The organism is Pseudoduganella sp. jia 12 (assembly GCF_055502675.1).
Window position 1 is genome coordinate 146,041 of record NZ_JBUXKP010000014.1, and the last position, 12,012, is coordinate 158,052.

At 63.0% G+C, this 12,012-nt stretch carries 6 protein-coding genes and 1 pseudogene; 4 read left to right on the plus strand and 3 right to left on the minus strand.

Annotated features, from left to right (window positions below):
* Positions 1 to 18: 18 nt before the first annotated feature.
* Complete coding sequence (locus ACY65G_RS26675) at positions 19 to 978, minus strand: alpha-E domain-containing protein (RefSeq protein ID WP_465000306.1); 960 nt, start codon at positions 976 to 978, stop codon at positions 19 to 21.
* 1 nt (position 979) lies between these two features.
* Entirely contained in the window at positions 980 to 2,392 is a 1,413-nt protein-coding gene (locus tag ACY65G_RS26680) for a circularly permuted type 2 ATP-grasp protein (protein ID WP_465000307.1), read from the minus strand.
* 365 nt (positions 2,393 to 2,757) lie between these two features.
* Between ACY65G_RS26680 and ACY65G_RS26685 the strand changes: the two genes are divergently transcribed.
* The 4 genes from ACY65G_RS26685 (at position 2,758) to ACY65G_RS26700 (ending at position 11,644) form a co-directional block, all read left to right on the plus strand.
* Positions 2,758 to 6,144: a transglutaminase family protein gene (locus tag ACY65G_RS26685; protein ID WP_465000308.1), complete on the plus strand. Its 3,387-nt coding sequence runs from the start codon at positions 2,758 to 2,760 to the stop codon at positions 6,142 to 6,144.
* A gap of 44 nt (positions 6,145 to 6,188) precedes the next feature.
* Positions 6,189 to 8,777, plus strand: coding sequence for a circularly permuted type 2 ATP-grasp protein (locus ACY65G_RS26690; protein ID WP_465000309.1), 2,589 nt, complete (start codon positions 6,189 to 6,191; stop codon positions 8,775 to 8,777).
* Positions 8,774 to 9,694 (plus strand): transglutaminase family protein, encoded by a 921-nt coding sequence (locus ACY65G_RS26695; RefSeq protein ID WP_465000310.1) that lies wholly within the window; start codon positions 8,774 to 8,776, stop codon positions 9,692 to 9,694. The genes ACY65G_RS26690 and ACY65G_RS26695 overlap by 4 nt, the downstream gene beginning before the upstream one ends.
* A 654-nt stretch (positions 9,695 to 10,348) precedes the next feature.
* Positions 10,349 to 11,644, plus strand: a complete 1,296-nt coding sequence (locus ACY65G_RS26700; protein ID WP_465000311.1) for a DNA cytosine methyltransferase — start codon at positions 10,349 to 10,351, stop codon at positions 11,642 to 11,644.
* 4 nt (positions 11,645 to 11,648) lie between these two features.
* Here ACY65G_RS26700 and ACY65G_RS26705 read toward each other — a convergent pair.
* A pseudogene (locus ACY65G_RS26705) lies at positions 11,649 to 11,990 on the minus strand (helix-turn-helix domain-containing protein); the annotation flags it as partial.
* Positions 11,991 to 12,012 lie beyond the last annotated feature (22 nt).

A 12,012-nucleotide genomic window follows, 5' to 3' on the forward strand; every position in this document is an offset into this window, starting at 1 on the left:
TTATGCGGTAACCGGCCATCACGCGTCGTCTTCCATTACCGCCGGCACGAGGAAATCGCTGCTGATGCCGTTGCCCACCTGTTCGATCGACGCCAGGAAGATTGTCAGGAAATCGTGCAGTCCCTGGTCCAGGATGTCGTCGATCGCGGCATGGCGCAGCTGGTCGTACAGTGTTTCGGCCAGCTGCTCGGTATCGTGCGACACGTCGTTGCGGATCTCCCGCAGGTTCGCTACCACGGCGGCCATGCAGGCCACCAGCGAGCGCGGCATCTTTTCTTCCAGGATCAGCAGCGCGGCCACGCGCGCCGGCGTGATGGCGTCGCGATACACCTTGCGGTAGGTCTCGAACGCGGACACGGAGCGCAGCAGCGCCGCCAGGTAGTAAAACTCGCCCTGGGGGCCCGCCTTGATCGCGTCGGCATCGAGGAAGCGGAATTTCACGTCGAGGATGCGCGCCGTGTTGTCGGCCCGCTCCAGGAACGTGCCGAGGCGGATGAAGTTGAACGCGCCATCCTGGTACATGGTGCCGAGCGTGACGCCGCGCGACAGGTGCGAGCGGTGCTTGACCCATTCCAGGAACTGGCCGGGCTGGTGCTCGAACGTGCGGTTGCGCAGGTGCTGCTGCAGCTCGATCCACGTGGTGTTTTCCGTCTCCCACACTTCCGTGGGCAGGGTGCCGCGCACGGCCCGCGCATTCTCGCGCGCGCCCGCCAGGCAGCTGGCGATCGACGAGGGATTGTCCGGATCGCGCACCATGAAGTCGATGACTTCCTTCTGCGTGAGTGCGCCGTACTTGGCATCGAACTGCCGTTCCAGCTCCGACACGCCGAGCATCGTGCGCCAGCCCTGCTGGGCGGCGAGCGCCGATTGCGGCATCAGCGAATACTGCACGCGCACGTCGAGCATGCGGGCCGTGTTTTCCGCCCGTTCGGTATGCCGGGCCATCCAGAACAGGTGATCTGCGGTGCGGCTCAGCATATTAGTTCTCCAGTATCCACGTATCCTTGGTGCCGCCGCCCTGCGACGAATTCACCACCAGCGAGCCCTCCTGCAGCGCCACGCGCGTGAGCCCGCCCGGCACCATCGTCACCGTCTTGCCCGACAAAACGAACGGGCGCAGGTCGATGTGGCGCGGCGCGATGCCCGATTCCACATAGGTCGGGCAGGCCGACAGCGCCAGCGTGGGCTGGGCGATGTAGCCCGCCGGGTTGGCCACCAGGCGCTCGCGGAAAGCCTCGATCTCGGCGTGCGTCGACGCCGGGCCGACCAGCATGCCGTAGCCGCCGGCACCGTGCACTTCCTTCACCACCAGCTCGGGCAGGTTCGCCAGCGTGTACTGGAGGTCTTTCTCTTTCCTGCACTGGTACGTGGGCACGTTGTTGAGGATCGGCTTTTCGCCGAGATAGAACTCGATCATGTCGGGCACGAACGGGTAGATCGACTTGTCGTCGGCCACGCCCGTGCCGATGGCATTGGCCAGCCCCACCCGGCCGGCGCGCACCGCGTCGAGCAGGCCGGGCACGCCCAGCTGCGACTCGGCGCGGAACGCGCGCGGATCGAGGTAGTCGTCGTCGATGCGGCGGTAGATCACATCCACCTGCCGCGCGCCGCGCGTGGTGCGCATGTACACGGTCTCGTTCTTCACGAACAGGTCCTGCCCCTGCACCAGCGACACGCCCATCTGCTGGGCCAGGAACGCATGCTCGAAGTAGGCCGAATTGTGCTGGCCGGGCGTGAGCACGACCACGGTGGGGCTGGCGCTATCGTGCGGCGCCACGGTGCGCAGGTTATCGAGCAGCAGGTCGGGGTAATGGTCGACCGGCGCCACCTGGTTGCTGGCGAACAGCGCGGGGAACAGCCGCATCATCATCTTGCGGTTTTCCAGCATGTAGGAAACGCCGGACGGCACCCGCAGGTTATCTTCCAGCACATAGAACTCGCCCTCGCCGGCCCGCACGATGTCGACACCGGCGATGTGCGCATAGATATTGGCCGGCACGTCCACGCCCTGCATGGCCGGCCGGTACTGGGCATTGTTCAAGACCTGCTCGGCCGGGACGATGCCCGCCTTGAGGATCTCCTGGCCGTGGTACACGTCGTGCAGGAAGCGGTTCAGCGCCGTGACCCGCTGCACCAGCCCCGCCTGCAGCTGCGCCCATTCGGCGGCGTGGATCACGCGCGGGATGATATCGAACGGGATCAGCCGCTCCTTGCCGGCCGTGTCGCCATACACGGCGAACGTGATGCCCACGCGCTGGAAGATGAGCTCAGCCTCCAGCCGCTTCTGCTCGATCAGGCCGGCCGGCTGCTGCGCCAGCCAGTCCGCGAACGCGTGGTAGTGCGGGCGCACGGTGGCTTCGGTGGAATACATTTCGTCGTAAAAGTTCGGCATCGAATTCCTCCTCGTAGCTTAAGTGCTAACAAGAAACGTGCCAGGGCTCGATGGCACCACCGCAGCATGCGTTCCTGGTGTCGGACACCGGCTTTTTCGGTGGCTTGGCAGGGATTTCGCGAAGCTTGCTTCGCGCCTGCCAAGCGGTGATGGCATGCATGCCATCACTCCTTCCGACACCGGTTTTCGCTGGCGTTCCCCGATACCCGCACCAAAAACCGGTGCCCGACACCATGAAGCCGGTGTCCGACACCAGCACGCCACTGCCAACGATTCCTCCAGCCCTAATTCGATTGCATTTATTGCAGGTACGAATCATGCTTCATCACCTCATATACCGCGCCCATTTCGAAAGGCAGTTCCGCATGGCTATCCGTATCGCGCTGCACCACAAGACCAGTTACCGCTATGACCGCCCCGTGGGCCTGTCGCCGCACGAGGTGCGCCTGCGCCCCGCACCGCATGCCCGCACCCCGATCCTGTCGTACTCGCTGACGGTCACGCCGCAGGAACACTTCATCAACTGGCAGCAGGACCCGTACGGCAACTACATCGGCCGCTTTGTGTTCCCCGAAAAATCGGACACGCTGGAGTTCACGGTCGACCTGGTGGCTGACATGACGGTCATTAATCCGTTCGACTTCTTCGTCGAGAAATACGCGGAGACCTTCCCGTTCGCCTACCCGCCGCAGCTGACGGCCGAACTGAGCGCCTACCTGCCAACGGAGCCCGCCAGCCCGATGGTGCTGGAATGGGTGGCGGCGGCGCGGCGCGACCTGCTGGCGCACCCGATGGGCACCAACGATTTCCTGGTGGCCGTCAACCAGCGCCTGCAGCGCGACATCGCCTACCTGCTGCGCATGGAACCCGGTGTGCAGGCGCCCGATGAAACGCTGCAGAAGCGTTCCGGCTCGTGCCGCGACACGGGCTGGCTGCTCGTGCAGATCCTGCGCGAGATGGGGCTGGCGGCAAGGTTCGTGTCCGGCTACCTGATCCAGCTGCGCGCCGACCAGGAAGCGCTCGATGGCCCCAGCGGCACCGACGTGGACTTCACGGACCTGCACGCGTGGACCGAAGTCTACGTGCCCGGCGCCGGCTGGATCGGCCTCGACCCCACGTCCGGCATGCTGGCCAGCGAAGGCCACATCCCGCTGGCCTGCACGGCGCTGCCGTCGTCCGCCGCGCCGGTATCGGGCTACACGGACAAGGCCGAGGTCACGTTCTTCCACGAGATGACGGTCACGCGCATCCACGAAGACCCGCGCGTGACGAAGCCGTACTCGGAAGCGGACTGGCACAAGATCGACCGCCTCGGCCAGCAGGTGGATGCCGACCTGAAAAGCCAGGACGTGCGCCTGACCCAGGGCGGCGAACCCACGTTCGTGTCGATCGACGACATGGACGGCCCAGAATGGAACACCCAGGCCCACGGCGATAAAAAGCGCGAACTGGCGGGCAACCTGATGCACCGCCTGAAGAACCACTTTGCACCGGGCGGCATGCTGCACTACGGCCAGGGCAAGTGGTATCCGGGCGAACCGCTACCGCGCTGGGCGCTCAATATCTACTGGCGTATCGACGGCCAGCCGATGTGGCTCGACGCCTCGCTGTTCTCCGATGAACACATCGACGATGGCTATGGCCCCGCCGATGCCGGCCGCTTCACCGCCGAACTGGTGAAGTCCCTCGCCCTGCCCGCCAGCAGCGCCATCCCCGCCTACGAGGACGTGCTGGTGCAGGCCCGCCGCGAAGAGGCGCTGCCGCACAACCTCGACCCGCTGGATGCCGACCTCGCCGCGCCGGAAGAACGCCGCCGGCTGGCCCGGCTGCTCGAACGCGGCCTGGGCGAGGTGGCCGGCTACGTGCTGCCGCTGAAGCCCAAGGATTACGATCCGGCCACGATCGGCACCGTCTGGCAAACGTCGCCGTGGCCGATCCGGCGCGAGCACCTGTACCTGATCGAAGGCGATTCGCCGATCGGCCTGCGCCTGCCGCTGGCCACGCTGCCGTGGGTGATGCCGGAAGAACGCGACACCGAATACGATGTCGACCCATTCGCGCCGCGCGGCGCGCTGCCGGTGGAAGAACGCAAGAAGGAAAAGGAAAAGCGGCCGATCCTCGGACTGGCCGCGGGCAAGACTTCTCCTGACAAAACAACGGACAAGCCGCGCAGGCCCGTCGTCGAACCGATCCGGCCGCTGCAACCTGCCGAGCCGGCACCGCGCGACGTGATCCACACGGCGCTGTGCGTGGAAGTGCGCGCCGGCCGCCTGTATGTGTTCATGCCGCCCGTGAAACGCATCGAGGATTACCTGGCGCTGGTGACCGCCGTCGAACGCACGGCGGCCAAGCTGGCGATGAAGCTGCGCATCGAAGGCTATGCGCCGCCGCGCGACCCGCGCATCAAGCTGCTCAGCGTGACGCCCGACCCTGGCGTGATCGAGGTGAACATCCACCCGGCGGCCAGCTGGAATGAGCTGGTCTACAACGTGTCGACCCTGTACCAGGAAGCGCGCCTGACGCGCCTGGGCACCGAGAAATTCATGCTCGACGGCCGCCACACGGGCACCGGCGGCGGCAACCACGCCACGCTGGGCGGCGCCACGGCCGAAGACAGCCCGATGCTGCGCCGTCCCGACCTGCTGAAAAGCCTGATCACTTACTGGCAGAACCACCCCGCCCTGTCGTACCTGTTCTCGGGCACGTTCATCGGGCCGACGAGCCAGGCGCCGCGCGTGGACGAAGCGCGCGACGACAACCTGTATGAACTGGCGATCGCGTTCCAGCAGATGGACCAGGTGCTGCCCACGCTGCACGAAGGCGACAAGCCGTGGATCGTCGACCGCCTGCTGCGCAACCTGCTGGTGGACCTGACAGGCAACACGCACCGTTCCGAATTCTCCATCGACAAGCTGTACTCGCCGGATGGCCCCACCGGCCGCCTGGGCCTGGTGGAATTCCGCGCCTTCGAAATGCCGCCGCACGAGCGCATGAGCCTTTTGCAGATGCTGCTCCTGCGCGCCCTGGTGGCGCGCTTCTGGCGCCAGCCCTATCAGGCGAAACTCGTGAACTGGGGCGTGGCGCTGCACGACCGCTGGATGCTGCCGCACTTCGTCGCGCAGGATATCCGCGACGTGGCCCGCGACCTGCGCGCCCACGGCTACGAATTCGAGGACCACTGGTTCGAGCCCTTCATCGAATTCCGCTTCCCCCGTTTCGGCACCGTGGTCTACGAAGGCGTGGAAATGGAACTGCGCCAGGCGATCGAGCCATGGAACGTGCTGGGCGAGGAAGTGAGCGCCGGCGGCACCGCGCGCTATGTGGATTCGTCCGTGGAGCGCATGCAGCTGCTGGTGCGCGGGCTGACGAACGGCCGCCACGTGATCGCCTGCAACGGGCGCATGCTGCCTTTGCACCCTACCGGCGTTCCGGGCGAGTATGTGGCGGGCGTGCGCTTCCGCGCGTGGAGCCCATGGTCGGCGCTGCATCCGACCATCCGCGTGCAGGCGCCGCTCACCTTCGACCTCGTCGATACGTGGAGCAACCGCGCGATCGGCGGCTGCACGTATCACGTGGTGCATCCGGGCGGGCGCAACGAAACGGGTTCGCCGGTCAACGCCAATGCCGCGGAAGCACGACGCTTCGCCAGGTTCTGGCCGCACGGCCACACCCCGGGCCCCATGACTGTGCGAAAAGAGGAACGGAATCCGAGCTTCCCGATGACACTGGATTTGCGCTGGCAGCCGGATTGATTTACTGTTTAAGTTCCTTATGGAAAGTATAGCTGCCGTGCGACATGTCCAATAATCTCCTTGAGTCCTACCTCGCCGCGCCCGCCGGTTTCGATGAAATGCTCGACGCGGCCGGCGTGCCGCGCGCGCACTGGCGCGCCATGCTCGACAGCCTGGAGCACGAACCGCCCGACATGATGCGCCAGCGCCATGAAATGGTGCAGCGGCAGGTGCGCGAAAACGGCGTGACCTACAACGTGCGCGCCGACGCCGACGGCATGCAGCGCCCGTGGGACCTGAACGTGCTGCCGCTGATCCTGCCGCACGAGGAATGGAGCGGCATCGAGGCGGCGGTGATCCAGCGCGCCCGCCTCCTCAACAAGATCCTGGGCGACGTCTACGGCCCGCAGGACATGCTGCGCGAAGGCCTGCTGCCACCGGCACTGGTGCACGGCCACGCCGGCTTCCTGCGCCCGTGCCACGGCATGGGCCACCACGACGACATCGCCCTGCACTTCTACGCGGTGGACCTGGCAAGGGCGCCGGACGGCCGCTGGTGGGTACTGGCCGACCGCACGCAGGCGCCATCGGGCGCCGGCTATGCGCTGGAAAACCGCGCCATCATCTCGCCCACCTTCCCCGACCTGCTGCGCGAACTGAAGGTGCAGCCGCTGTCCGGCTTCTTCCGCACCATGCACGACAGCCTGGTGCACTGGGGCCGCCTGTGCGCGGCCAAGGGCGATTCCCCGGCCCCGCTGCGCGAAGGCGAGATGCCGCTGATCGTGCTGCTCACGCCCGGCCCGCGCACGGAGAGCTACTACGAGCAGGCCTATCTTGCCCGCCATCTCGGCCTGCCGCTGGTGGAAGGCAGCGACCTCACCGTGCGCGACGGCGTGGTCTACCTGAAAACATTGGCGGGCCTGCACCGGGTGCACGTGATCATCCGCCGCGTGGACGACGAAGCGTGCGACCCGCTTGAACTGCGCAGCTCCATGCTGGGCGTGGCAGGGCTCACGCAGGCGGTCCGTCGCGGCAATGTGCTGGTGGCGAACAGCCTGGGTTCGAGCCTGCTCGAATCTGGCGCCCTGCTCGGCTTCCTGCCCGCCCTCTCCCGCCGGCTGCTGGGCGAACCGCTCAAGATGCCATCGGTGGCCACATGGTGGTGCGGCGAACCGGCCGCGCTGGAAGCGGTGATCGGCAAGCTGGACCGGCTCGTCATCAAGCCGAGCTTTTCCCAGCTGCCGCCGACCACTGTATTCGGCCAGGATCTGACGGGCGATGCGCGCGAAGCTCTTATCGCCAAACTGCGCGCCAATCCCAACAACTACATCGCCCAGGAAGTGGTGCAGCTATCGCGCGCGCCGGTCTGGAAAGGCGGCTCGGAGCCCGGCCTGCAACCACGCGCTATCGGCCTGCGCGTATTCGCCTGCGCCACGCCGAGCGGTTATGTGGTGATGCCGGGCGGCCTGACCCGCGTGGCCACCGGCCCCGATGCGAGGGTGCTGACGATGAAGATGGGCGGCGCCAGCAAGGACACATGGGTGCAGGCACGCGCCCGGGTGGCGGTGCCGCGCCTGCAACAGCGCAGCATCACCGGCGCGGACCTCGTGCGTGAGGACAGCAACCTGTCGAGCCGCGTGGCGGAAAACCTGCTGTGGTTCGGCCGCTATGCGGAACGCTGCGACAACATCGCCCGCCTGCTGCGCGTGGCCCTGAACTTCCTGTTCAACGTGCGCTTCGACCAGCGCGGCGCGGAATGGCCGACCGTCGAGGCGCTGTGCATCTATTTTCAGCTGATCGATGGCGAAAAACGGCCGGTGGCCGGACAGGCGGTGCAGATGCAAAGCCAGACTTCCGGCCAGGGTGGTCAATCGCAAAGCCAGAGCCAGGCGGTTGCCATCTTCACCGATGCCGAACTGGAGTCGGCCCTGCTGCTCGCGGTCGTGTCGCCCAACGTGCCCGGCCTGGCCCGCCAGCAGCAGCAACTGGTGCGCCTCGCTGGCCAGTTGCACGAGCGCTTCTCGATTGACAACTGGCGCGCGCTGAACCGCATGGCGCAACCCGCCACCCCGCCCGGCGAGCGCCCGTCGCAATCGGAAGCGATGACGATCCTCGACGATGCCGCCTCCGCGCTGATGACACTCGCCGGCTTCGCCCTCGACGGCATGACGCGCGACCTCGGCTGGCGCTTCATGTCGATCGGCCGCCGCCTGGAACGGCTGCAGTTCCAGAGCGTGGTGCTGCAGCGCGCGCTGGCGATGGATGAAAACGGCAACCTGGAATGGCTGCTCGAACTGTCGGACAGCATCATTACCTACCGCTCACGCTACCGCGCCCAGCCCGAGTGGCTGCCGGTGCTCGACCTGCTGCTGCGCGACGGCACCAACCCGCGCTCGATCCTGTTCCAGATGGATGGCATCCTCGGTGCTTTACGGAAAATTGCGCTGACGCATGGGGCCTGCGGCGTGGAACTGCTGGCGCCGTTGCGGGAGGAAGTTCTGACGCTCGAGCCGGATGCCGATCTCAATTATGGCAATGCGCGGTTGACCGAGCTGCTGAAGCGCATCCAGGTTGCCAGTGCGGCCTTGTCGGAGCAGATCAGTGTGCAGTTCTTCAGTTATACGGATGGGCAGCAGAGGAGCCGGAGATCATGAGTTCTTTGTTTTCTCCGGCCGAGGTTTGCGCTCGGTATCGGGTGGTGCATGAGACGCGGTATCGGTATCAGAGCACGGTGACCTTGTCGCAGCAGTACCTGCATCTGACGCCACGGTCGTTTGCTTTCCAGCAGACCGAGTCGCATCAGATCTGGGTGGATCGTTCGGTGGACGATGCCCGCGATGGCACCGACTATTTTGGGAACTGTACGCGGCATGTTTCGCTGACCGTGCCGCATGACAGTTTGCTGGTGCATGCCGAGTCGACTGTTGCTTTATCTGCGCGGCCTGTGCTGGCGGAGATTGCCGGCACCTTGCCCTGGGAGGGGACGCGGGACATGATGACCAAGGAGAAGAGTCCCGCTACCCTGGAGGCTTGCCGGTATCTGTATGGGTCGCCGCATGTGTATATGTTCCCGGAATTAGAAGCCTATGCGCGGGTCAGCTATACGCCTTGCCGGCCGCAGTTGGATGCGGCGCTGGAGCTGACTCACCGGATCTTTGAGGACTTCGAGTTTGATGCCAGGGCGACGGAGATTTCGACGCCTTTGGAGCAGGTGCTGCGGGGAAGGCGTGGGGTTTGTCAGGATTTTGCTCAGCTCATGATCGGCTGCTTGCGCAGCCTCGGGTTGCCGGCTCGTTACGTTAGCGGATACATCCTCACGCATCCGCCGGAGGGGAAGCCAAGGTTGGTGGGGGCGGATGCTTCGCATGCCTGGGTTTCGGTGTTTTGCCCGGAGCGGGGGTGGGTGGATTTTGACCCTACCAATCGATGCCTCGTAGGGCATGAGCACATCACTCTCGGGTGGGGACGGGATTTCAGTGATGTGACGCCCATGCGGGGGATTGTGTTGGGGGGTGGGGGGCAGGTGCTGGATGTGGAGGTGACGGTGACGCCGTTGACGGCCGGGAGTTGAACGGCAAATATGCGCGAGACAAACGAGTATCGGAGCAAGCTGGAAGTAGGCCTCATGGGACCGAGACGCAGTACTGATCCTCGCGTTAACTGTTTGCCCTTCACTCTCCCAGTACTCACTGCATCCAAGCATTGGCCGCCCTCAGCTCCTTGCTAACGCGAACTCTGGCGGAGTCTTTATTAACAATCGCCATGGGCGCCATCGAATCGAAGCCGGCTCGGCCTGAACAACTAAGCAAATTGCGTGAGATGACGCGAAAGATAAGTTGACGGACACCGTTGACGCCCCGCTTTTTCTTGTTTGGTCTCAATCATTGAGATATCATCCACTGTATGTTAACACAGTACTCATCCTCTCGATCAGCTGGTCAGAGGGAGCCCCAGCATCTTACGAGCTGCCTGAACTTGAGATGTGGCAAGCCACATCAGCTAACGAATGGCTGCATTGTGTGAATTGCCCCTGCAGTTGCCGATCTGCAGGCGTGAGGACCAAGTTGGCATGTCTTCTTCCAAAGGATTTCGACGCGAAGTCATCCTTTCCTGCATGCAAGAGAGTAAAATCTTGTTGAGTTGTTCCGCTCATGTACTGCTGAGCAGCGTGCTTTTCGGCTATGGAAGCCGCAAGGTTTGAGCGGATGATATAAAGAAGAATGGAATGGCAGAGCGTAGAGCAATCCCGGTAATTGATTTGTTTGCTGGCCCAGGAGGCCTTTGTGAGGGATTTTCCTCAATTGTGGATGAGAATGGTCAGCCAAGATTTAATGTCAAGGTTTCCATCGAAAAGGACCCTGTTGCGCATCGCACGTTGATGCTGCGAGCCTTATTCAGGAAATTCCCCAAGGGGCATGCTCCTGCCAGTTATTACGAATATGTTCGTGGCGATATCAATCGAGACGAATTTCTCAGCCGCCCTGATATTTTGGTTGCGGCTGAGGAAGCGGCGGGCGAGGCGCGCTGCGCCGAGCTCGGCGCAACACCCCATGAAACCATAGATGCGTGGATTAGGGAAGGTATTGGAGGGAGCACAAACTGGGTATTGATTGGTGGTCCACCTTGCCAAGCTTATTCTACCGCAGGGCGTTCTCGCTTGCGGGGGAAAGATCCGGAAGCCTTTGAGAGCGACAAAAGACATTTCTTATATACCGAATACCTTCGTATAATACAAGAATTCAAGCCATCAGTCTTTGTGATGGAAAATGTCAAGGGCATGCTAAGTTCAAAGCACGGCGGCTCGAAGATTTTTGAACGTATTTTGCGCGACCTCTCGGCTCCTAAGGATGGGCTTAGGTATGAGATTCGTTCGCTGGTTGTCGGCGGTGATGAGTTGAACCCCAATGATTATGTGATTGAAGCGGACGGATATGGCATTCCGCAAAGCCGTCATCGCGTGATTTTGTTTGGAATTCGTTCGGATGTGATTAGCGCAACGCCCGCGCTAGCCCAAAGGCCGCAACGATTCGTGCTCAAGAAGGCCAACGCAAAAGTATCAGTTGCAGTGGCTTTATCTGGACTGCCGCCTCTTCGCAGTCGACTTTCCAAAGAAAAGGATTCTCAAGAGGCGTGGCTCAGCGTAGTTAGAAAATCGTCTTCAACACTGCATTTATGGCGATCGCCGATGCGTAAAAGAATTGAAGAAATTATGACCCAATCGGCTGAGATGGCGCGGTCTTTAACGTCGACCGGCGCAGGCTTTATTCCGTTTACGGTGTGCCCTGATCCGGCGATGCCCGAAGAATTGCGCTCGTGGTATCTGGACGAAAGGCTAGGTGGAGTGCTCCAACACGAAACACGTAGTCACATGCGATCGGATCTGCATCGATATATGTTTGCGGCATGTTTCGCCAAGGAGTTGAAGTATGCGCCATCTCTGTATGACTTCCCTCCCAAGTTAATGCCGGACCACTTAAATGTGGATGGGGAAAGCATCCTGTTCGTTTGCTTGATGGATTGACCCGCTCAGTTTGACCCTCCCTCCACACCCGCGCGAACGCTGCAACCCTGTCGTAAGAACCCTCAAATCCCAATTCCTTCAGGTCCTCATGGATCTGCTTTAGCGTACGCCGCTGCTTTCTAGATCGTGCTGCCTCGGTCTTGAGCATGGCTGAAAGTTGAATCGAGTATTTGTCGATTGCGCTGCGCGAGCGCCGCTCGGTGTAGGCCGGCTCGGTGATTTCCTCGCGCAGGTAGCGCCGGACAGTGTTTCTTGAGATGCCTAAGCGTCTGGCGATCTCTCTAAGGGGGACCTGGTCACGAATGTGCCAGCGTCGAATAATGCCTAGTAGTGCCACGTCGATCACTCCGGTTCCCCACTCAACTTGT

Excerpts from the sequence above, each read along its gene's own strand:
- ACY65G_RS26695 (WP_465000310.1), top strand. The coding sequence starts at position 8,774 with ATGAGTTCTTTGTTTTCTCCGGCCGAGGTTTGCGCTCGGTATCGGGTG.
- ACY65G_RS26675 (WP_465000306.1), bottom strand. The coding sequence starts at position 978 with ATGCTGAGCCGCACCGCAGATCACCTGTTCTGGATGGCCCGGCATACC.
- ACY65G_RS26685 (WP_465000308.1), top strand. The coding sequence starts at position 2,758 with ATGGCTATCCGTATCGCGCTGCACCACAAGACCAGTTACCGCTATGAC.
- ACY65G_RS26680 (WP_465000307.1), bottom strand. The coding sequence starts at position 2,392 with ATGCCGAACTTTTACGACGAAATGTATTCCACCGAAGCCACCGTGCGC.
- ACY65G_RS26700 (WP_465000311.1), top strand. The coding sequence starts at position 10,349 with ATGGCAGAGCGTAGAGCAATCCCGGTAATTGATTTGTTTGCTGGCCCA.
- ACY65G_RS26690 (WP_465000309.1), top strand. The coding sequence starts at position 6,189 with ATGTCCAATAATCTCCTTGAGTCCTACCTCGCCGCGCCCGCCGGTTTC.